This is a genomic window from Rhodanobacter sp. T12-5, assembly GCF_008329435.1.
Lineage (GTDB): Bacteria > Pseudomonadota > Gammaproteobacteria > Xanthomonadales > Rhodanobacteraceae > Rhodanobacter.
The window spans coordinates 69,801-90,152 of record NZ_NPKN01000008.1; the positions used below are offsets into that span (position 1 = coordinate 69,801).

The 20,352-nt window shown below is 64.6% G+C and carries 19 protein-coding genes and 1 pseudogene; 9 read left to right on the plus strand and 11 right to left on the minus strand.

Going from position 1 to position 20,352, the window contains the following annotated elements; genetic code table 11:
• Positions 1 to 28: 28 nt before the first annotated feature.
• Positions 29 to 1,534 (minus strand): peptide MFS transporter, encoded by a 1,506-nt coding sequence (locus tag CIW53_RS15070; RefSeq protein WP_149365543.1) that lies wholly within the window; start codon positions 1,532 to 1,534, stop codon positions 29 to 31.
• 131 nt (positions 1,535 to 1,665) lie between these two features.
• Positions 1,666 to 2,514, minus strand: a complete 849-nt coding sequence (locus CIW53_RS15075; protein ID WP_149365544.1) for a tryptophan 2,3-dioxygenase family protein — start codon at positions 2,512 to 2,514, stop codon at positions 1,666 to 1,668.
• Positions 2,515 to 2,933: 419 nt separating this feature from the next.
• Between CIW53_RS15075 and pdhA the strand changes: the two genes are divergently transcribed.
• From pdhA to CIW53_RS15110, 7 genes are all read left to right on the plus strand, one after another.
• A complete protein-coding gene (gene pdhA / locus CIW53_RS15080) occupies positions 2,934 to 4,019 on the plus strand; it encodes a pyruvate dehydrogenase (acetyl-transferring) E1 component subunit alpha (protein ID WP_149365545.1) in 1,086 nt (361 codons plus the stop codon).
• Between the two features lie 3 nt (positions 4,020 to 4,022).
• A complete protein-coding gene (locus CIW53_RS15085; protein WP_149365546.1) occupies positions 4,023 to 5,003 on the plus strand; it encodes an alpha-ketoacid dehydrogenase subunit beta in 981 nt (326 codons plus the stop codon).
• A 100-nt stretch (positions 5,004 to 5,103) separates the two neighbouring features.
• Positions 5,104 to 6,489 carry a dihydrolipoamide acetyltransferase family protein gene (locus tag CIW53_RS15090; RefSeq protein WP_149365547.1) on the plus strand — a complete coding sequence of 462 codons (1,386 nt, stop codon included), beginning with the start codon at positions 5,104 to 5,106 and terminating at the stop codon, positions 6,487 to 6,489.
• A 242-nt stretch (positions 6,490 to 6,731) separates the two neighbouring features.
• On the plus strand, positions 6,732 to 7,631 hold the full coding sequence (locus CIW53_RS15095; RefSeq protein WP_149365548.1) for a DUF2306 domain-containing protein: 900 nt from the start codon (positions 6,732 to 6,734) through the stop codon (positions 7,629 to 7,631).
• A gap of 43 nt (positions 7,632 to 7,674) precedes the next feature.
• The gene (locus tag CIW53_RS15100) at positions 7,675 to 8,382 is read left to right on the plus strand and encodes a DUF4386 domain-containing protein (RefSeq protein ID WP_149365549.1); all 708 of its coding nucleotides are present in this window, start codon (positions 7,675 to 7,677) and stop codon (positions 8,380 to 8,382) included.
• A gap of 60 nt (positions 8,383 to 8,442) precedes the next feature.
• Positions 8,443 to 9,522, plus strand: a complete 1,080-nt coding sequence (locus tag CIW53_RS15105) for a histidine kinase (RefSeq protein WP_149365550.1) — start codon at positions 8,443 to 8,445, stop codon at positions 9,520 to 9,522.
• The gene (locus CIW53_RS15110; RefSeq protein WP_149365551.1) at positions 9,519 to 10,301 is read left to right on the plus strand and encodes a LytTR family DNA-binding domain-containing protein; all 783 of its coding nucleotides are present in this window, start codon (positions 9,519 to 9,521) and stop codon (positions 10,299 to 10,301) included. The genes CIW53_RS15105 and CIW53_RS15110 overlap by 4 nt, the downstream gene beginning before the upstream one ends.
• A gap of 42 nt (positions 10,302 to 10,343) precedes the next feature.
• Here the strand turns inward: CIW53_RS15110 and CIW53_RS15115 are convergent, their stop codons facing one another.
• Positions 10,344 to 10,988, minus strand: coding sequence for a DUF6348 family protein (locus tag CIW53_RS15115; RefSeq protein WP_149365662.1), 645 nt, complete (start codon positions 10,986 to 10,988; stop codon positions 10,344 to 10,346).
• Positions 10,989 to 10,990: 2 nt separating this feature from the next.
• Positions 10,991 to 11,509, minus strand: coding sequence for a M48 family metallopeptidase (locus tag CIW53_RS15120; RefSeq protein WP_149365663.1), 519 nt, complete (start codon positions 11,507 to 11,509; stop codon positions 10,991 to 10,993).
• Positions 11,510 to 11,561: 52 nt separating this feature from the next.
• Between CIW53_RS15120 and CIW53_RS15125 the strand changes: the two genes are divergently transcribed.
• Positions 11,562 to 11,945 carry a VOC family protein gene (locus CIW53_RS15125; RefSeq protein WP_149365552.1) on the plus strand — a complete coding sequence of 128 codons (384 nt, stop codon included), beginning with the start codon at positions 11,562 to 11,564 and terminating at the stop codon, positions 11,943 to 11,945.
• A gap of 4 nt (positions 11,946 to 11,949) precedes the next feature.
• Here CIW53_RS15125 and CIW53_RS15130 read toward each other — a convergent pair whose 3' ends face one another.
• From CIW53_RS15130 to rocF, 4 genes are all read right to left on the minus strand, one after another.
• Positions 11,950 to 14,172: a DUF5916 domain-containing protein gene (locus CIW53_RS15130; protein WP_242451928.1), complete on the minus strand. Its 2,223-nt coding sequence runs from the start codon at positions 14,170 to 14,172 to the stop codon at positions 11,950 to 11,952.
• 176 nt (positions 14,173 to 14,348) lie between these two features.
• Positions 14,349 to 14,678 carry a hypothetical protein gene (locus CIW53_RS15135; RefSeq protein ID WP_149365554.1) on the minus strand — a complete coding sequence of 110 codons (330 nt, stop codon included), beginning with the start codon at positions 14,676 to 14,678 and terminating at the stop codon, positions 14,349 to 14,351.
• Between the two features lie 33 nt (positions 14,679 to 14,711).
• Positions 14,712 to 16,076, minus strand: coding sequence for a tryptophan--tRNA ligase (locus CIW53_RS15140; protein WP_149365555.1), 1,365 nt, complete (start codon positions 16,074 to 16,076; stop codon positions 14,712 to 14,714).
• A 30-nt stretch (positions 16,077 to 16,106) separates the two neighbouring features.
• Positions 16,107 to 17,021 (minus strand): arginase, encoded by a 915-nt coding sequence (rocF, locus tag CIW53_RS15145; RefSeq protein WP_149365664.1) that lies wholly within the window; start codon positions 17,019 to 17,021, stop codon positions 16,107 to 16,109.
• Between the two features lie 309 nt (positions 17,022 to 17,330).
• Here rocF and CIW53_RS15150 point away from each other — a divergent pair, with 309 nt between their 5' ends.
• Positions 17,331 to 18,131 (plus strand): hypothetical protein, encoded by an 801-nt coding sequence (locus CIW53_RS15150; RefSeq protein ID WP_149365556.1) that lies wholly within the window; start codon positions 17,331 to 17,333, stop codon positions 18,129 to 18,131.
• 448 nt (positions 18,132 to 18,579) lie between these two features.
• On the opposite strand, the gene CIW53_RS15155 is transcribed toward CIW53_RS15150, so the two are convergent.
• From CIW53_RS15155 to CIW53_RS15165, 3 genes and pseudogenes are all read right to left on the minus strand, one after another.
• Positions 18,580 to 18,873 (minus strand): hypothetical protein, encoded by a 294-nt coding sequence (locus CIW53_RS15155; RefSeq protein WP_242451929.1) that lies wholly within the window; start codon positions 18,871 to 18,873, stop codon positions 18,580 to 18,582.
• A 261-nt stretch (positions 18,874 to 19,134) separates the two neighbouring features.
• Positions 19,135 to 19,495: pseudogene (locus CIW53_RS15160) on the minus strand (transposase); the annotation flags it as partial.
• Between the two features lie 269 nt (positions 19,496 to 19,764).
• Positions 19,765 to 20,268: a VOC family protein gene (locus tag CIW53_RS15165; RefSeq protein WP_149365557.1), complete on the minus strand. Its 504-nt coding sequence runs from the start codon at positions 20,266 to 20,268 to the stop codon at positions 19,765 to 19,767.
• Positions 20,269 to 20,352 lie beyond the last annotated feature (84 nt).

Here is a 20,352-nt window from a genome sequence, read left to right on the forward strand (position 1 = left end):
ATCGTGCCCGCCCCGCGCTTGGCGCCGCTCAGCGCACCCCGTGCATCAGCCGGTTGATCAGCGGCGAAACCAGCAGCAGCAACACGCCGGCACCGGCCAGCAGCCAGAAGCTGAAACTGAAACCCGAAAGCGCCGACGCCGCGGTCATGCCGCTGTTGCCGCTGATGCGCCCGGCCAGCAGGCCGGACAGGTTGCCGCCCACCGCCAGCGACAGGAACCAGCCGCCCATCGCCAGCCCGACCAGCCGCGGCGGCGCCAGCTTGGTCACCATCGACAGGCCGATCGGCGACAGGCACAGCTCGCCCACCGTCTGCAGCACGTAGCACAGCACCAGCGGCCAGAACGGAATCAGCCCCTGCGCATCGAGCAGGCGCGCCAGCGCATACATCAGCACCGCGAAACCCAGCCCGTTGAAGATCAGGCCCAGGCCGAACTTGCGCGGGATCGACGGCTCGCTCCGGCGCGCGGCCAGCAGGCTCCAGATCATGGCAACGAGCGGCGCCAGCACGATGATCGCCAGCGGGCTCACCGACTGGAACCAGCCCACCGGGAAGATCCAGCCGCCGAACATCTGCCGGTCGACCAGGTTCTCGGCGAGGAAATTGAACGAGGTGCCGAGCTGGAAGTAGAACATCCAGAACAGGATGTTGAAGGCGAAGATGATCAGCATCGCCACCACGCGATCGACCTGCACCCGGCCATGCCTGACCGCCTCGACCAGCAGCATCACGGCGGCGGCGGCAAACAGCACGCCGAGCACCCACGACAGGCCCTTGGTGACGAACGCCAGCAGCAGGTACACCAGTGGCACCGCGACCAGCATGCCCAGCACGACCCACACCACGCGCATGCGGCTGGCGGCCTCCGGCGCAGGTCGGCCCACGCCCTTCAGGCCACGCCGGCCGAACCAGAACCAGAACAGGCTGAGCAGCATGCCGACGCCGGCGGCACCGAACACGATCCGGTAGTTCTGCTGCATCGGCGTGTCGGTGAAATAACCGGCCATCCAGCCGGTCAGCAGCGGCGCCAGCAGCGCACCGCCGTTGATGCCCATGTAGAACAGGGTGAAGCCGCGATCGCGACGCGGGTCGTCGCGCCCGTACAGCTGCCCGACCATGGTGGAAATGTTCGGTTTGAACAGGCCGTTGCCGACGATCACCATCGCCAGACCGATCAGGAAGACTTCGCGGCTGGGCAGCATCACCACGAACAGGCCCAGCGCCATCATCAGCGCGCCGAGCAGGATCGAGCGCTGGTAGCCGATGATCTTGTCCGCCACGTAGCCACCAAAAATGGCGGAAGCGTAGATCAGCGCGGTATACGCACCGAAGATGCTGCTGGCCCAGGCCTGGCCGGAAGCGTCGCCGTGGTAGAAGTGCGCCACGATGTACAACGCCAGCGCCCAGCTCACGCTGTAGAACGCGAAGCGCTCCCAGAACTCGGTCATGAACAGCATCCACAACGGACGCGGGTGACCGAGCATTTGCGGGTAGGTCGGCGCGTCGGCCGGCGCGGTATCGATGCTTTGACTCATGGAATCTCCTCAAGAGCTGTCGTGCCGACGGCACCACCCCGAGCCCCATTATGTAGGAGCCCGCTGGCGGGCGATGCCTTTCCGAATTCCGCCCAAAGAGCATCGCCCGCGAGCGGGCTCCTACGAAAGAGTCAGCTGCCCAGCACGGTGCGCACGTCGAGCAGCTCGGGGAAGAATTCCAGGTCGAGCGCCTTCTTCAGGAAGCTCACGCCGGACGAACCGCCGGTGCCGCGGCGGTGGCCGATGATGCGCTCCACCGTCTTCATGTGGCGGAAGCGCCACAGCTGGAAGCTCTCTTCCACGTCCACCAGCTGTTCGCACATGTGGTATTCCGGCCAGAACTCTGCGCGCTGCTCGTAGATGCGCTTGAGCACCGGCAGCAGCGCCTCGTTGCGCCGGTAGGCCTGGGTCCAGTCGCGCTGCAGCAGTTCGGCCGGCACGGCGTGGCCGCGCCGCGCCAGGTAGCGCAGGAACTCGTCGTACAGGCTCGGCGCCTCCAGCACCGCGCGCAGTTCGGCCTGCGCCGGCGGATCGTGCGCGAATACCTTGAGCATGTCGGCATTCTTGTTGCCGAGCAGGAATTCGATCTTGCGGTACTGCAGCGACTGGAAGCCGGACGACGGCCCCAGCACGCCGCGGAACTCCAGGTATTCCGACGGTGTCAGCGTCTCCAGCACCGCCCACTGCTCGAACAGCTGGCGCTGCACCTGCTTCACCCGCGCCAGGATCTTCAGGCAGGCGTCGATGTCGTCCGCCTGCAGGTAGGCCACCGCCGCCTTCAATTCATGGATCAGCAGCTTCATCCACAACTCGGAGACATGGTGCTGCACGATGAACAGCATCTCGTCGTGATGCGGCGGATCGCTCAACGGCTGCTGCGCGGACAGCAGCGTGTCCAGATGCAGATAGCCGCCATAGGTGATCTGTCCGTTGAGATCGGTCTGGATGCCCGCTTCGAGATCGCGCTGGTTGTCGCTCATGCTGGTCCATCACGTAATTTCGAGAACGGTCATGGTAACGGTTGAGCCCCGATCAAATCTTGACCCAGGACATGGGCGGCGAGCAGATGTGGAGAAGCGGAGAAGTGCCCGATCCCCCAGACCGTGTCGATCGCCCCGCGCAGGAGCCCGCTTGCAGGCGATGCTCTTGCGATTTCGGGTCCCATGAGAAAAGCATCGCCCGCGAGCGGGCTCCTGCCGGTGGCGGTCGAAAAGACCCGGTGGAATGCGCCTTGGCGCTCTTCCGCCGCAGGTAAAACCCGCTCCCCATACGCCCTCGAATGCTGCACCGTACCTTGCAGCGCAACATGCCCGCCTGTTATCAAGCGCGGTCTTGTTCGGTCGTTTGTGCGTTTCGGCGCACGCCACCGCCAACCCTTTTCCTCAATCCGGAGCGAGTCGTGACCATCGCCGCCAAGTTTGAAATCGAATACCTGCAATACCTCGATGCCGAGGGCAAGCAGGTCCGTGATGACCTGCCCGAGTTCGCGAAAGACCTCGGCCACATGGTCGAGCTGTACAAGCTGATGCTGTCCACGCGCGTGTTCGACGCCAAGTCGATCGCGCTGCAGCGCACCGGCAAGCTGGGCACCTATGCCAGCTGCCTCGGCCACGAAGCGGCGCATGTCGGTATCGGCAGCGCGATGAAACCCGAGGACGTGTACGCGCCGAGCTACCGCGAATACGGCGCGCAGCTCTATCGCGGCGTACAGCCGCGCGAGGTGTACATGTACTGGGGTGGCGACGAACGCGGCAACGATTACCAGAAGGAACCGGCGCGGCACGACTTTGCCTGGTCGGTGCCGATCGCCACGCAGTGCCTGCATGCCGCAGGCAGCGCGCTGGCGTTCAAGATCCGCGGCGAGAAGCGCGTGGCGGTGTGCACGATCGGCGACGGCGGCTCGTCCAAGGGCGACTTCTACGGCGCCATCAACATCGCCGGCGCACAGAACCTGCCGCTGGTCTGCGTCATCGTCAACAACCAGTGGGCGATCTCGGTGCCGCGCAAGATCCAGTCCGGCGCCCCGACGCTGGCGCAGAAGGGCATCGCCGCCGGCCTGTTCTCGATCCAGGTGGACGGCAACGACATCATCGCCGTGCGCAAGGCGATGGAGGATGCGCTGGAGCGCGCCCGCAGCGGCAAGGGCGGCAGCGTGATCGAGGCGGTCACCTACCGCCTCGGCGACCACACCACCGCCGACGACGCGCGCCGCTACCGCGGCGAGCAGGAAGTGAAGGACGGCTGGGACAAGGAGCCGATGAAGCGCCTGCGCAACTGGCTGGTGGCCAAGGGCGTGTGGGACGACGCGAAGGAAGAAGCCTGGAAGGCCGAGTGCGACGAGTGGATGGACAACGAGGTCAACGCCTACCTCGAAACCAAGACGCAGCCGGTCTCGGCGATGTTCGACTACATCTTCGCCGAAGTCCCCGCCGATCTCGCCAAGCAGCGCGATTACGTCCTCTCGCTTGAAACCAAGGGCCACTAAGTCATGGCACAAATCACTCTCATCGAAGCGGTCACCCAGGCGCTTGCCTACGAAATGGCGCACGACGACAGCGTCGTGGTGCTGGGCGAGGACGTCGGCGTCAACGGCGGCGTGTTCCGCGCCACTCAGGGCCTGCAGGAAAAATTCGGCGAGCTGCGCGTGCTCGACACGCCGCTGGACGAAACCACCATCGCCGGCGTCACCGTGGGCCTGGCCGTACAAGGCATGAAGCCGGTCGCCGAGGCGCAGTTCGAAGGCTTCATCTACCCGATGATGGAACAGATCGCCTGCCACGCCGCACGCATGCGCAACCGCACCCGCGGCCGCCTCACCGTGCCGGCCGTGTGGCGCGCGCCATGGGGCGGCGGCATCCGCGCCCCGGAGCACCACTCCGAGGCGAACGAGCACCTGTTCACCAACATCCCCGGCCTGCGCGTGGTGATGCCGTCCTCGCCGGCGCGCGCCTACGGCCTGCTGCTGGCCGCGATCCGCGATCCCGACCCGGTGATGTTCTTCGAGCCCAAGCGCATCTACCGCCAGTACAAGGAGGAAGTGCCGGACGACGGCGAGGCATTGCCGCTGGACGTGTGCTTCGTGCTGCGCGACGGCACCGACGTGACCCTGGTGACCTGGGGCGCACAGGTGAAGGAAGCGCTGGAAGCGGCCGATGAACTGGCCAGCCAGGGCATCAGCGCCGAAGTGATCGACGTCGCCACGCTGACCCCGCTGGACTTCGACACCATCGCCGAATCAGTGCAGAAGACCGGCCGCTGCGTGATCGTGCACGAGGCGCCGAAGACCGCCGGCTTCGGCGCCGAGATCGCCGCGCGCCTGGCCGAGGAATGCATGTACGACCTGCTCGCGCCGGTCGAGCGCGTCACCGGTTTCGACACGCACATCCCGCTGTTCCGCCTGGAAATGAAATACCTGCCGAGCGTGGAGCGCGTCGTTGACGCGGCGAAGCGTACGCTGGCGGCAAGCTGATCTGGCCTGGGGAACGGGGAACAGGGAACGGGGAACATCAAGTCCTCGCGCACCCAAACCCGTTCCCTGTTCCCCGTTTCCCGTTCCCGGATAAAAACTCATGGCTGATATCAAGACGTTCTACCTGCCCGACCTCGGCGAAGGCCTGCCCGACGCGACCGTCGTCGAGTGGCACGTGAAGGTGGGCGACAGCATCAAGCTCGACGCGCCGCTGTGCTCGATGGAAACCGCCAAGGCGGTGGTCGACGTGCCCTCGCCGTACACCGGCAAGGTCGTCAAGCTGCACGGCGCACCCGGCGACATCGTCGAGACCGGCGCCGCGCTGGCCGACTTCGAACCCGATCCGAACGCGAAGCAGCGCGCCGAGTCGCAGGAAACCGGCCATCACCATGGCCCGAAGAAGAGCGTCGGCAGCCCGGCGCCCGACGATGGCGGCAAGGTGGTCGCCTCGGACGAAGGTGGCGAGGTCGAGAGCAACGGCAAGGCCGATCGCGAAGACGAAGGCACCGTGGTTGGCGCGATGGTCAGCGGCAGCCACGTGCACGTCGAACAGGCCGCCAGCATCGGCGGCGTGAAAGCCGTGCCGGCCGTGCGCGCGCTGGCGAAGAAGCTCAAGGTCGACCTCGGCCGCGTGCGTCCGAGCGGCGCCGATGGCGTGGTGACGATGAAGGACGTCAAGGACGCCGCCGCGAACGGTTCGGCCGCGCTCGGCGCTGCCCCGGCGCGCAGCGTGCCGGCTTCCGCCGGCCGTCACCTTGCACCCGAACTGCCGCAGCCCGAGCCGAGCCGCGGCCCGGTGTCGCTCGCCGGCAAGCCGGTGCGCACCGCACCGCCGTCGCAAACGGCCAGCGGCCAGCCGGAACAGTTGAAGGGCGTGCGTCGCAACATGGCCCGCGTGATGGCCGACGCACATGCCCAGGTCGTGCCGACCACCCTGGTCGACGACGCCGACCTGCACGCATGGATCGGCAAGCAGGACATCACCGCGCGCCTGATCCGCGCGATCGTTTCGGCCTGCAAGACGGTGCCGGCGCTGAACGCCTGGTTCGACGGCAAGAACCTCACCCGTACCCTGCATCCGCAGGTCGACATCGGCATCGCGGTCGACACCGACGACGGCCTGTTCGTGCCGGCGCTGCGCAACGCCGACGTGCTCGACGCCGCCGGCGTGCGCGCCGCGATCAAGCGCCTGCGCACGCAGGTCGAGGAGCGCACGATTCCGGCCTCGGAGCTGTCCGGCTACACCATCAGCCTGTCGAACTTCGGCATGTTCGCCGGCCGTTACGCCACGCCGGTGGTGGTGCCGCCGACCGTCGCCATCGTCGGTGCCGGCAAGCTCAGCCACGACGTGGTCGCGGTGATCGGCGGCATCGAAGTGCACCGCCGCATGCCGCTGTCGCTGACCTTCGACCACCGCGCCGCCACCGGCGGCGAAGCGGCAAGGTTCCTCAAGGCGATGCTGGACGATCTGTCCCTGCCGAACTGATCCAGCCGGCGGTCATGGCGGATGGAAAAGCGGGCGCCCTGCGGGCGTCCGCTTTTTTTTGCGGGTGCGTGAAGTCGCCTGCATTCCGCGGGGCGATGCTGCCACTCGCCACCCGCGCTACGCAGCCTGTCGCCTTCCCACGCCCTTCAATGATCTGGAACCGTCGTCCGTCATTTCGCGCTTCCCAGGCTGATCAGCCGCCGGCAACACTGTTCAGGAACTCATGACTGGGACTGGTTCCGATGCCTCACCCGATCGATGCGGCAACCCTCATCGCCGATTCCATCCCGTCGACCGGTTTCAGCACGGCGACGCCCCGCCCCGTTGTCCTCTCTCGGCAGGGCCGTTCGTCCAGCCGGGCGAAATCGACACTGCAGGCGGCGGTCACGGGTTGGTTTGTGGTCGCCGGACTCGGCCAGTTGATGTTCGTTGCCTATCTGTTCGGCTTCTACGGACGCACGGCAGTCCTGGGCCGATTCGAAGCCTGGAACCAGGTTTTCCAACGCGCCCACGTCGCCGGTGACACCGGGCACAACGCCGTCGTGGCCATGCATCTGGCGTTCGCCGCACTGATCACCGTCGGCGGACTGCTCCAATTGATCACCGGAGTGCGCCGGTGGTTTCCCCGGTTTCATCGCTGGAACGGTCGAGCCTATCTGGTCTCGGCCTTCGTGATGGGGCTGGGCGGACTGGCGATGGTATGGACGGGGACCAACGTGGGCGATATTTCACAGCAGATCGCCATCAGCATCAATGCCGTGCTGATCATGCTGTGTGCGGTCATGGTGTTGCGCCATGCACTGACACGCCGCTTCGCCCTGCATCGGCGCTGGGCGTTGCGTCTGTTCCTGGTGGTGAGCGGCGTGTGGTTCTTCCGCATCGGCTTGGCGCTCTGGATCATGGTGAACCAGGGTCCGGCGGGTTTCGACCCGGACACGTTCACCGGACCGGCACTCACCGTCATCGCGTTTGCCCAGTACCTGCTGCCGCTGGCCATGCTCCAGCTCTACTTCCACACGCAGGACCGTGCAGGGTCGCACGGCCGCATGGCCATGAGTGCAGGTTTGTTCGCGTCAACGCTGGTTACGGCAGCCGGCATCGTCGCGGCCTCGATGATGCTGTGGCTGCCGCATCTGCGCTAGCAGGACGAGTCTCCCGCGATATCCATTCATCAAGGACGGAGCCATGCCAGAAGCCCTTGCAGCCAACGCCAGGATCCGATATGCCCGGATAGCCGGCTTCATTTACCTGTTGCTGATCGTGTTGTTCATGAGTGGGCAATTCGCGATCTCCCACGTCGTCGGCGAGGAAAACTTCGCCGACGACGTACAACACATCGTTGCCGGCGAACGGCTATACCGGGTTGCGTTATCGCTCCAGATGCTTGCCTCGGTGCTCACGGTGCTGTTGGCTTATGCGCTGTATGCGACGCTGCGGTCGGTAAATGAGGACCTTGCCCGGATGGCCATGTACTGGCGGCTGGGCGAAGCTTTCATTGGTGGTGCCGCAGCCATGATCGATTTCGCCACCCTGAACCTTTACGCCGATCCGAAGTATCTGGAGCTCCTCGGTGCGGACAAGCTGCAGGCCGTCATCGGGTTGGCCCGCAGCGTGGGATTCGCGAGCTTCAACATCACCACCACTTTCTTCTCCGTCGGCTCCACGCTGTTCTTCTACCTGTTTCTCGCATCACGCTGCATTCCGCGGGTGCTTTCGGCGCTGGGAGTGTTCGCTTCTATCGTCGTGCTGTTCACCAGCCTCGGGAATCTGGTACTGCCGGCCCACGCCGACGTGATCCAGTTCGGGTGGGCGCCGATCTTTGTTGCCGAGATCGGCACGGGCCTCTGGCTGTGGGTACGAGGTGTGAAAACTTCCCCCGACTCCGGACCCTGATCGCCACGGCGGCACGCTCGGCCACCCGTCGCGTGCCGCAACCGCTACCATCGCTCCTGCATGCCCACTGACATCCCAGCCAAGCCACGAGGCGTTCAGCGAGTGCTGGGCTGGCGACGCGTGCGCTATCCGTCCGGCGCGGCGGTACTGCTGGGGCTGCTGCTCATGCCGGGCTGGAAGGACCACTACTGGATCCTGTTCGCACGCCTGCTCTTCGTCGCGCTGACCGCCACGCTTGCCTTCGGCCTGTTCGAAAAATGGCCGACGCGTCAGCCGCGGTGGATCGCGCGCTGGGTCCTCCAGATCGCCGCGGTGGCGATCGTGATTCCACTCGCGGCATGGGTGGCCTATTTCGCGACCACTCAAAGCGATCCCGTGCCGTTCTGGCGGGACAGCGATCGCCTCATGGGCTTCGGCTTCATGACCTTCGTGGGCGTGTTGCTGGCGCCGTGGATGGCGGTGTCGGCGCTGATCGGCCAGATCAATGGCGAGGCGCAGCGGCAGTCGCTCTCCTTCGAGCTCGAACGCAGCGAGCTGGAACGCAAGGCGCTGGATGCGCGCATGCGATTGCTGCAGGCGCAGGTCGAACCGCACTTCCTGTTCAACACGCTGGCGAACGTGCGCGAACTGGTGGATTCCGGTTCGCCACACGCATCGGTGGTGCTTGGCAGCCTGATCGCCTACCTGCGCGCCGCGGTGCCTCGCCTGCACAATCCGGCCACCACACTGGCGCAGGAAATCGACCTGGTGCGCGCGTATCTCGAAGTGATGCACATGCGCATCCCTGACCGCCTGCAGTACACGCTGCATGTCGAGGAGGCCGCCCTCGTGCTGCTTTGCCCGCCGATGACGCTGTTGACCTTGGTCGAGAATGCCGTGCGTCACGGCATCGATCCCGGCGAGGATGGCGGCCGGATCGAAGTTCGCGTGACGCTGCGCCAAGGCCGGTGTCTCGCCCAGGTCATCGATACCGGCGTCGGCCTGCAGCCCGCTGGCGACAGTCTGGGTACCGGGCTGACGACACTGCGCGAACGCCTGCAGCTGACCTTTGGCCACGATGCGCAACTGCGACTGAGCGAAGTCGTTCCGCATGGCGTCTGCGCCGAGCTGGAATTCCCCGCACGCATGGAGGCTGCATGATCGCGCGAAACCCGAGCGCCCTGATTGCCGACGACGAGCCGTTGTTGCGCAAGGCACTGGCGCGCCTGCTGGCGCAGGCCTGGCCGGAACTCGAGGTCGTGGCGCAGGCGCGCAATGGCCGCGAGGCGGTCGAGCAGTTCGAGGCCCGGCGACCGGACATCTGCTTTCTCGATGTGCAGATGCCCGGGCTGTCGGGCGTGGAGGCGGCGCGTCATATCGGCCGGCGAGCTCACATCGTGTTTGTCACGGCGTTCGACCAGTACGCCGTGCAGGCCTTCGAACACGGCGCACTCGACTATCTGGTCAAGCCGGTGGAGCCGGCACGCCTGGCCGACACGGTGACGCGGCTGCGTGAGCGATGGCTCACCGCGCAACCCGCGATCGATGCCGAGACGCTGATCGAACAACTCGCGACGCGTCTTCGCAAGGACAGCGCGCCCGCTGCTCTGCAATGGATTCGCGCCTCGGTGGGATCAACGGTGCGGATGATCGCGGTCGGCGACATCGACTTTCTTCGCTCCGACGAGAAATACACGCGAATTGCCTGGCGCGACGAGGGCAAGCCGGTCGAAGCGCTCATCCGCGCGCCATTGAAGGAACTGGTGGCCCAGCTCGACGCCACGCAGTTCGCGCAGGTGCATCGCGCCGTGGTGGTGAACCTTCACGCCATCAGCCACGTGACGCGAGGTGAGAACGAAACCGCACGGATTCACCTGAAGGCACGCGACGACGTGCTGCCGGTAAGCCGCCACTACCTGCACCTCTTTCGCCAGATGTGACCCGGGGTCGACCGAGGTCTTCCACCGGGCCGGAACGCCTTGTCAGTAATCGCGCACGTCGAGCAGCATGAAACAGCGCGCGCTGTAGTCCCCGCCACGCGGCCAGGCCACTTCGTTCAGCGCCAGCGTGCCGGCCGTCCACAGCTCGTTGTCGAGCAGCGCTTTGCAGCGCGAGTCGCCCTCTTCGGCATGGCTGTGCACCAGGCGCAGCCAGTGCAGCTCGGGGCTGAGCGCTTCGCGTTTCAATGCGGCCTCGATCGACGTCAGCGCTTCGGCCGGCATGTTCGCGGCGTCCGCGCCGCGCGCGCTGAACGGGCCGATGAACACGTCCCAGGTGCGCACGCCGATCTCCCACGCCGCGATCCGCACCTTGCGGTCGTCGGTGACGTACCAGCACGCGGCCAGCAGCGGGTGGAACACGCTCTGCTCGAACGTGTGCAACGCATTGCGACAACCGGCTTCGCCGGCACCCATGCCGGCGAAGCTCTCCTCGATGCGGCGTTCCTCGCCAAGCACCACGTCGACATCGAGCCGGCCCGGCCCGCCCACGGCGCCTTCGTGCCATTCGGCGCGGATGGCCGGGAAGTCGCCATCGGTCACCAGCCAGCCGTCTTCATCGGCTTCCAGCTCGACATCGTGCCGTTCGAACAAGCGGAGCAGGTATTTTTGTAGCGCCACACTGTCCATCGTCATTCCCGTGGGTTCGCGTCGATCGTCGAGGGCAACTCGCGCCAGGTCAGGTACACGCGCAGGTCGAACTCCAGTTGGTGATAGTCCGCCAGCATGTACGTGCACAGCTGGTAGAACGCCTTGTTGTGGTCCATCTCTTTCAGGTGGGCCAGTTCGTGCACCACGATCATGCGCAGGAATTCCGGCGCGGCGGCCTTGAACAGCGTCGCCACGCGGATCTCCTTCTTCGCCTTGAGCTTGCCGCCCTGCACGCGCGAGATCGCCGTGTGCAGACCGAGTGCATTGCGCACGACATCGAGCTTGCTGTCGTACAGCACCTTGTCGATGCCGGGCGCGTTTTTCAGGTGCTGCTGTTTCAACGCCGCCGTATAGGCGTACAGCGCCTTGTCACTCTGCACCTCGTGGCGCCCCGGATAACGCCTGGCCAGGTGCTCGCCGAGGCGCTCCTGCGCAATCAGCTCGCGCACCTTGTCCTGCAAGGTGACGGGATAGGCCTGAAGGTATTTCAGCGGGATCATGCGCGTATTCTCGCACTGCGCCGATTCGCGCGCCGTCCAGCGGAGACGATCCATGCATCACAGCCGACTCAGCACCCTCGTCATCGACTGCCAGGTCGACGACCTCGCCACGGCCACGGCATTCTGGAGCCAGGCCCTGGGCAAGCCGGTCGCCGATCCCGACCAGGATGGCGACGGCAGATACGCGGAACTGCGGACCGCCGCGGACGAGCCGATCATCCTGCTGCAAAAGGTGGATCACGCCAGCCGCGTGCACCTGGATATCGAGACGGACGACCTCGATGCGGAAGTGGCGCGGCTGGAGCAACTCGGCGCGCAGCGCGTGGCGTTCGTGCGGGAGCGCTGGTGGGTCATGGAAGCACCCACCGGTCATCGCTTCTGCGTGGTGCGGCCACAGCGCGAGGTACCCGGGCGGCACCTCAATCGCTGGGAATGATGAGCTAGATGTCGAAGCGATAGCTCAGCTTGACCAGCAATTGTTCGTCGTCGCGCAGCGCGAAGCTGTTGCTGAACACGTCGCCGGTGGTACGCGCATAGCCATCCATGGCATAGCCACCGCGTCCGTAGACCACGTACAGGTAGGACAGCGGCGCCAGCTCGTAGCGGTAACGGATCTGCAGGCCGAGATTGCGCACGCTGAAGTCGCCGACATCGTCGGCGCTGGCCACGGCACGGCCATTGGCGTCGACGCGATAGCCGCCGCGTGACCGCGCATCCAACCCGATCGCCTGCAGTTTCAGGCGCAGCTCCTGGCGGTCGTCGATGCTCCAGTCGAAGCCGGCATCCAGCTGCAGGGTGTGTTCGTCGAAGCGGCCGATCAGGTTGTCGTGCTGCCATACCAGCCAGTCCGGAATGTGCTCGTAGTAGGGGCCGGCATACACGCTGAACGCGTCGCTGATGAAATAGGTCGGGATGAACTTGATGTTGTAGCCGATCTGGCGGTTGCCGCCGAGGCCGCCGCTGAGCATTTCCGCATCCAGCTTGAACGCCCAGTCGCCGTGGCGCGGGCTGATCCGTTCGTAGAAGAAGTCGAGCGATGGCGGAAGGAACAGTGCGCCGTGCCCGCGCGTGAGCAGGTCATCCCAGCCGGCACTGTTGATGTTGATCTGCGCATCCTCAGTGGCGCCGTCGCGCAGCTCGCTGGTGCGCCGGATGCGCAGCTGGCGACGCAGGCGCAGGCCGTGGTCGTTGTCCAGCGCGTCGATGCGGAAATGCCAGTCGTGCGAACTGTAGGCGGAATCCGCCGGCAACGCCGTGTTGCGCTTGCGCACTTCCCAATGCGCGTAGTTGAAATTGTTGCGCGGGAGATAACCGAAATCGTTGATCTGCAACTGATCGCCGAAATGCATGCCCAGCCATTGCTGGCGCCAGCCGCCGCCCATCTCGTAATCGGCAATCAAGGTCGCGCCGCTGTCGCGCGTGCGCGTGCCGGACTGCAGGATGTCGCTGCCGACCACGTTGGTCGCGATGGTCAGCTTCGGCGTCGGCTGCCAATGATGGTCGACGCCGAGCACGGTCGCCTGTCGATCCAGCCATGGCCGGTCGACCCGGGTCAGCAGCATGCCCAGGCTCTGCGAGCCGAAATCATGGGTCACCCGCGCCGCGCCGAAGAAACGGCCGGCCTCGCCGTCCTCGTCCGCCGCCAGTACGCCGTAACTGGTGCTGCCGACACTGCCGTTGAGCTTCACCGCGGCATTGATGTCGGCGGCGCCGTGGCCGTCGTCGGAGGGGCCGCCGACACGTCGGGTGTAGACCAGCTGGCTGTTGTCGTCCAGCAGGCTGAAATCGAAGATGCCCTGGTTCTCGGTGAAGAACGGCCGCTTGTCGCTGACATAGGTTTCGGTGGCACCGAAGTTGACCACCAGATCGTCGCTCTCGACCTGGCCGAAATCCGGATTCAGCGCCGCGGTCAGCTGGAACTGGCCACTCGGCTTCCACAGGATGTCGGCGCCCTCCTGCACGTGGCTGCGGCCACGCACATGATCGTACAGGCCGGACACATAGGGTGTGATCGCCAGCAATGACTGGCTGTACGTGGGCACCTCGACCGGGTTGAAATCCGACAGGAAGCGCGAGCGCATGAAGCTGGCCACCGGCCACGCATCGCGCTCGCCGGTCGAGCCCGTCACGCGGTCGAGGTAGATGCCGAGCGTGCGCTTGCCGTCCTGCGCGATGTGCATCGGCGCGGTGTACCACGGGATCAGTATCTCGACCGTCCAGCCGGCGGCGTCTTCGCTCACCGCATGCTGCCAGTTGCCGTCCCAGTCGGTATTGAAGTTGGATTCGTTCGTAACCACGGCGTCGTTGATGCCGCCGGTGGAGCTGACCACGAAGTCGTAGCCGGTGCGACCGTTGCCGTCGAAGTCGACCATCAGGTTCACGCGGTCGACCTGATCCTTGAAGTCGCGCTGCACGCGCTGTCGCGTGCGCGGGACGTCGGCCGGTTGCTCGCAGCGAAAGGCCACGGCCAGCCCGTCCGGCGTAGCCAGAATCCAGGCCTCGGTCGGCAGCGAGGAGGGTTTGCCGGTGAGCGGCTGGGTCTGCCGAAAGTCGGTGACATGCCGTGCCCCCGCCCATTCGCCGGGGCTTAGATGGCCGTCGATCTCGACGGCAAACACGGGTGCCGACAATGCGGCAAGAACAAGAAACAACAGGCATGCCATGCGCATGTCGTGGGGACTTCCAGTGGGGACTGTGCGGGATTGCGCCTGCGACGACGTACTCGCCGCAGCAGATAGATGCACAGATTGCCGTCAGGGTTTAGCTGTCGGCCAGAGCCATTGGTCACGCACGCGTGATCACGCTTGTTCCTGGCCGATCGCGACCCCTCGCGTGCGCCTCACGGCAGTCGCTTGCGTCCCCAGACAAGGTGACGCAGCAGCATGGCCAGCACCAGCACGACGGTGAACGCGCCGTAGCCGTAAAGCGCCGGCAACACCTGCTGCCAGATGGCGCCGCTGGCGCGGCCGAAGCCATCGACCGTGGGCAACTCGACCCTGTCGAAACCGATCACCGCACATTCCGCCGCGGCCAGCAGCGCCAGCGACAGGGCGACGACATCGAAAACGCGCCGGAACGACGTGCGCGGCAGACTCTTCGGGTAGGCCCAGTAGCCCCAGCAAAGGATCAGCAGCCAGGGCGCGAGCAGCAGGATGGCGAGGTAACGCATCGATCAATCACTCCGTTGGCGTGGTGCCGCGCGTCACTCCTGCGCGGCGAGTCGATCCAGCGCATCACGCAATTGCGCCAGCGCATCGTCACGTGCCTGCTCGTCGCGATAATCGGGAGTGCTGGCCACCGTCTCGCCATCCAGCGCCAGGCTCATGCCAAGGGGACGGATCTGCAGCTCGGCAGCGCCCGCACCCAACGACCTGATCTGCTTCTGCAGCGCACCGGCCGCCTTCGGATCGGCAAACGACCGGGACAGCAGCAACTCCTCGCCGTCCGCGGAAAACAGGCGAAAGCGGAAGTTACCATCGGCGTCGCGGAAACTGGCGAAGCGCGGCAATTTGCCCTGCTTCGACGGGACCTTCGGCCGACCGGCAGGCGTTGGCGCCGTGGTCATCGCGCGCAAACCCAGCACCTCGCGCAATGCGGCCAGCTTCGGCGTGGCGACCGCGCGCGCCTTCTGCGCACCCTGTTGCAGGATCGTCTCGATCGCGGCGGGGTCGGCCATCAGCGCCTCGTAGCGTTCGCGCATCGGCGCCACGTCGGCTTCGATGCGCTCGTACAACACCTGCTTCGCTTCGCCCCAGCCGATGCCGTCGAGCAAGGCCTGGCGGAACGCCGCCGTCTCCACTTCGCTGGCGAATGCGCGAAAGAGGGTGAACACCGCGCAGTTTTCCGGATTCTTCGGCTCGCCGGGCAGCCGCGAGTCGGTGACGATGCGCATGATCGCCTCGCGCAACTGCCGGCTGCCGCCAGCGAACAGCGGGATCGTGTTGTCGTAGCTCTTCGACATCTTGCGCCCGTCCAGGCCGGGCAGCGTGGCCACCTGGTCCTCGATCAACGCCTCCGGCAGCACGAAGAACGCATGGCCGTGGAGGTGATTGAAGCGCTGACCGAGATCGCGCGCCATCTCGATATGCTGGATCTGGTCACGACCCACCGGCACCTGGTTCGCATCGAACGCCAGGATGTCGGCCGCCATCAGTACCGGATACATGTACAGGCCGGCGGTGATGCCGGCATCCGCGTCATCGCCGATTTCCGTATTGCGATCCACGGCGGCCTTGTAGGCATGCGCACGGTTGAGCATGCCTTTGGAGGCGATGCAGGTAAGGAACCAGGTCAGTTCCGGGATCTCCGGAATATCCGACTGCCGGTAGAGCGTCACCCGCTGCGGGTCGAGGCCCGCAGCCAACCAGCTCGCGGCGATCTCCAGCCGCGACCGCTCGATGCGCGAGGCATCGTCGCTCTTGATCAGCGCATGGTAGTCGGCCATGAAATAGAACGCGTCGACCTCATCGCGGCGGCTCGCCTCGATGGCCGGGCGGATCGCGCCGACGTAGTTGCCCAGGTGAGGAGTGCCGGTGGTGGTGATGCCGGTGAGTACACGAGTCTGCATGGGGTTTCGCTTGGGTTCGAGACGCTGCAATCAGCGGATGAGCGTGGACTTGCCGAACAGCGATTCGACCAGGTCCACCGCCAGCTTGCCGGTCTGGTTGCGCTTGTCGTAGGCCGGATTCAGCTCGACGATGTCCAGCGATGCCATGCGACCCGTGTCGGCGATCATCTCCATGCACAGCTGCGCTTCGCGGTAATTCGGACCGCCGCGCACGGTGGTGCCGACGCCGGGTGCAATGCTGGGGTCGAGAAAGTCGACGTCGAAGCTCACGTGCAGGTGCGTATTCTCGTCCATGCCGGCCAGGGCTTCTTCCATCACGCGCTTCATGCCGATCTCGTCGATGTGGCGCATGTCGTGGACCTGCATGTTCGCCTCGCGCACCAGCCGCTTCTCGCCCTCGTCGACCGAGCGAATGCCGATGTAGCGGAACACGTCCGGCGTGGTTGCCGGCGAGCTGCCGGTGAGCCCGGCAAGTTCGGCCGGACCGTTGCCACACAGGCAAGCCACCGGCATGCCGTGGATATTGCCCGATGGCGTCGCATCGGCGGTATTGAAATCCGTATGCGCATCCAGCCACAACACGCGCAGCCGCTTGCCCTCGTCGAGGCAATAGCGGGCCACTGCCGAAATCGAGCCGATCGCCAGACAGTGGTCGCCACCGAGCATGATCGGCAGGCGGCCCGACTGCAACTCCTGGTGAACGGCCGTATAGACGGCCGTATTCCAAGCAACCACCTCGTCCAGATGGCGATAACCCTGTTCGGGCGGTTGCCACGGATTGAGCGGCCCCTGCAGGTTGCCGCGATCGATCACCGTTCGCCCGCAGCGCTCCAGTTTCGCGGCGAGGTTGGCCACCCGCAATGCCTCCGGCCCCATCGCGGCGCCACGATGGCCGGCGCCGATATCGGTGGGAACGCCGATCAGTGAAACGGGCTGTTTGCTCATAACTTGTTTACCTGCCTGTGGCATGTCGACTTCGCGCTGGCCGATCGCGCCGTCGAGATTCGGTGCGGCATTCGCCGGATCGCGGCGCCATGCCGCCAACTCCGAACGAATCACCGCCATCCCTGTGAAAAAAACATTCGCGACACTACGTCGCAGACGGATTGAAGTTTACCGGAAACAGCCCTTTCGGCGCCGGATCGCCTGCCGCTCGCGCGTTCGTGCTCGCACAATGCGCCGCTCCGGGCAGATAATCGCCCGGGCGTACATCAGCCTGGCGTCGGATGCGGGCCGCACTCAACGGAGAGCGCGATGGAAGAGCAGATCTGTGTATTCGACGATGTCTATCACGAGGGCGCTGCGCATTCGCAGGCCGAGAAAGAAAAGGCACAGGCCTTCGGCATGCTCGCGCGGATGAAGGTGTGGGACCGGCCAAAGGATGCCGACATCACGCTGCATTCCACCGAGAAACGCTACGAGCCGTTCTGGCACCTCAGGGCGGTGCGCAAGACCCGTTACGACAAGAAGACCTGCTACAGCATCGCCTTGGCGAACCCGCATATCCAGAGCGTGGAGGTGCTCGGGCAATCCTGCGTGCCGGACGCCCGGCATATGCTGCAACTTGCCGCGATCGAGCATTGCAGCGGCGTGGTGACCCTGTCGGAGTATTTTGACGGCATGCAGCGGGAAACGCCCGGCAAGGTGCTGCTGGACTACGCCAATCATTTCGCGAACCACGTCATCGAGACCAGCAGCGAGCCGCACTTCATCGTGCCGGTAGTGACTGCTTCGTTCCTGATGCAGGAGATGAAGTCGCGGCTGATGAAACCGCTGGACGCCGACGAGATCCTGGAGGATCTCATCGAGGTGGAGTCGATCACCCTGTTCTACCGACCGATGTATGCGTTCGACTTCGTCTGGAAAGAACGCCACGGCGTCATCGAGATCGATGGCCTGAACGGCCGGGTCAACCGCGAGGGGCGCATGCTGAGCGGTAAATTGCGCGCGCTGGGTTCGCGTGATGCGCTGTTCGACCTGGGCGTCGAACTGGCCAGCGCGATCGTACCCGGCGGCGGCGTGTTGCTGCGGATGGTGGACAAGCTGGCGAAATGATGCGCGAGGCGCCTGCCACCGCATCGGCTTGACGCCAGCCGCTGATCAACAACCGGTACGACAACCCGACGAAGACGCGTAGTCGGCCTGCGACTGTGGTGACTCCTGGCGACTTCGTGCCAGTTCGTCCTCGCGACGCGATCGCGCGCCTGAACACCATGAGACCAGTTCGTCGCGGCGATCCGTCACGGATCCGGACTCTGCGTGTCGAACGACTTTCGCCAACAGCATCCCTGCAAACGGCGACATTCCGCGCCAGAAGGCGGAATGTGCGAGAAGCGTTTGCATGTCAGTTTACCCTCGGCTACCCCTGCAACCAATGGGCTGATCCTAACAAGTTTTTTGCGCGAAATGCACATCCCGGACCCACGCAGTTTTCGTGCCAGCGAGTCGATGATGGCCAACGGCGCTCTCGTTGACTTGACGGTCCTGCGATTCGAGGATCCGCTCAACCGGCCTGACGCAGGCTCTGCTGTTCGGGATGAGGCACGCGACCGTATTTGGCGAGGATCACCGGTTCGGAATATTCGCCGCGATCGGCATCCGCCGCCTGCGCATAGACGAGCACCCCATCGCGCTCTTCTGCCAGCAATTCGGCGCGATGGCGCGCAAGTTGCTCCATCCCGTGCAGGATGGGTTTGTCGGCGACCACGTCACCGTCGACCTCATGAAAACACTGCACCACATAAAGCGTTCCCATGACGGGCAACCTCGCATTTTCCGGAGATTCGAGCGTGCTCAAGCAGAAGTTCAAGAATCGCGATGGTCCGGTTAAGTGTGGTCGGCAGCGTTCAGATTCCCGTGCTGCAGGGGCTTCGCAGCCTCGCGAGCCCTCCACCGGGGCCTGTTTTTCTTCAGACCGTGATGGAAATCACAAAACCACCTCGGCCAACATGAGTAAATGTGATCGGTATCACCTCTGTTGGTTCCCCCGCCGTGAGGCGCACCGTCCCAAGCCCTCCCCCGGCACAGATGGAAAAAAAGCCCGCTTCGGCGGGCTTTTTTATGCTTCATCGCGTACCTTTCCCGTCAGCATCAGCGTTCGTCGTGCCATCGCAGGTTCGACAAGGCGAACAGCGTCGGTATCTGTGCCGTGTTCTTGCCAAGCTCTTGAAGCGAACCTTCGGGAAAGCCGAACTGGCGTTTCACGACGCGAAACGGATGTTCGACCTTTGAGCGTACCGCTGCCTTCACGTGTTCCGTGTGCCTGACAACATCCTTGAGTTCGTCCTCGGGGATCGCCTTGACCACATCCGCTTGGCGGTGATGTGCCACGTGCGGCCGCGTTTGGGCGCGCGCTTCTCGGCACCGATATACCCGGCATCAGCGTAGACGGTCTTCTTCTCCTTGCCATGCAGCAGCTTGTCCGCGGCGATGTGTTGCGCCGACCGGTTGAATCCGCCTGCGTTGTTGGCAGTTGCCGCGTAACACCGCCCTCTCCGCGGTCGCTGACTCAGCCACGCCTGCCACAGCACTTCGGATCAGGGCGACGCACAAGCCTGCTGCATCGGACGCGTTGGCGCTACTACCGTGTTCCTCGCCATTGCCAGGTCACCTGGAAGGACACGCAGCAATGGTGGCGACATCAATGCTGATGGCAGCATCGCGTCGAGTTAGACGCAGAGCCGTTGCCTCATGGGGTCTTTCCGGACTTCCATCGATAGAATTCAATGATGTATCCACCTGGATCGAGCACGCGAAACTCCTCATAGTCTCCATGTGTCCGGATCTCATGTTTGAAATGTCGCGGATCCTCACCGTTATATGGATACCATTCGATGCCGCTGATCTTGCTCATGTAGTCATGCCATTGTTCCAGTGCGCCAGTTTCAATTGCCAGCATGGCGCCTTTGTTCTTTACAGCCTTTAGCGCGCCCCTGGATGCATCGACCAACGCGATTTGCATGCCCTTGCCGACTTCCACGATAACCACCCAGCCATCGTCGTAGACGACCGGAAAACCTATCTCATCCACATACCACGCTTTCGCGGCCGGCAAATTGTTGTAATAGAAATTGGTCACCACGGCCTTTACCGGCGGCGGCGTTTTAACCGATTGGCTGGCAAACACTGGCCACGTGAAAGCGGAGATCAGCATCCAGCACCCGGACCACAAGACGTTACGTACACGAATCATCGTGGGTGATCTCCTCGAATGTACGGGGTGAATCTGCTGGGTAAGCGTCGGGTCATTCTGCCATACGCTCATTACCCGGATGTT

Excerpts from the sequence above, each read along its gene's own strand:
- CIW53_RS15150 (WP_149365556.1), top strand. The coding sequence starts at position 17,331 with ATGGAAGAGCAGATCTGTGTATTCGACGATGTCTATCACGAGGGCGCT.
- CIW53_RS15075 (WP_149365544.1), bottom strand. The coding sequence starts at position 2,514 with ATGAGCGACAACCAGCGCGATCTCGAAGCGGGCATCCAGACCGATCTC.
- CIW53_RS15120 (WP_149365663.1), bottom strand. The coding sequence starts at position 11,509 with ATGATCCCGCTGAAATACCTTCAGGCCTATCCCGTCACCTTGCAGGAC.
- CIW53_RS15115 (WP_149365662.1), bottom strand. The coding sequence starts at position 10,988 with ATGGACAGTGTGGCGCTACAAAAATACCTGCTCCGCTTGTTCGAACGG.
- CIW53_RS15135 (WP_149365554.1), bottom strand. The coding sequence starts at position 14,678 with ATGCGTTACCTCGCCATCCTGCTGCTCGCGCCCTGGCTGCTGATCCTT.
- CIW53_RS15110 (WP_149365551.1), top strand. The coding sequence starts at position 9,519 with ATGATCGCGCGAAACCCGAGCGCCCTGATTGCCGACGACGAGCCGTTG.
- CIW53_RS15070 (WP_149365543.1), bottom strand. The coding sequence starts at position 1,534 with ATGAGTCAAAGCATCGATACCGCGCCGGCCGACGCGCCGACCTACCCG.
- CIW53_RS15140 (WP_149365555.1), bottom strand. The coding sequence starts at position 16,076 with ATGCAGACTCGTGTACTCACCGGCATCACCACCACCGGCACTCCTCAC.
- CIW53_RS15105 (WP_149365550.1), top strand. The coding sequence starts at position 8,443 with ATGCCCACTGACATCCCAGCCAAGCCACGAGGCGTTCAGCGAGTGCTG.
- CIW53_RS15085 (WP_149365546.1), top strand. The coding sequence starts at position 4,023 with ATGGCACAAATCACTCTCATCGAAGCGGTCACCCAGGCGCTTGCCTAC.
- CIW53_RS15100 (WP_149365549.1), top strand. The coding sequence starts at position 7,675 with ATGCCAGAAGCCCTTGCAGCCAACGCCAGGATCCGATATGCCCGGATA.
- CIW53_RS15095 (WP_149365548.1), top strand. The coding sequence starts at position 6,732 with ATGCCTCACCCGATCGATGCGGCAACCCTCATCGCCGATTCCATCCCG.
- CIW53_RS15165 (WP_149365557.1), bottom strand. The coding sequence starts at position 20,268 with ATGATTCGTGTACGTAACGTCTTGTGGTCCGGGTGCTGGATGCTGATC.
- CIW53_RS15125 (WP_149365552.1), top strand. The coding sequence starts at position 11,562 with ATGCATCACAGCCGACTCAGCACCCTCGTCATCGACTGCCAGGTCGAC.
- CIW53_RS15090 (WP_149365547.1), top strand. The coding sequence starts at position 5,104 with ATGGCTGATATCAAGACGTTCTACCTGCCCGACCTCGGCGAAGGCCTG.
- CIW53_RS15130 (WP_242451928.1), bottom strand. The coding sequence starts at position 14,172 with ATGGCATGCCTGTTGTTTCTTGTTCTTGCCGCATTGTCGGCACCCGTG.
- rocF (WP_149365664.1), bottom strand. The coding sequence starts at position 17,021 with ATGAGCAAACAGCCCGTTTCACTGATCGGCGTTCCCACCGATATCGGC.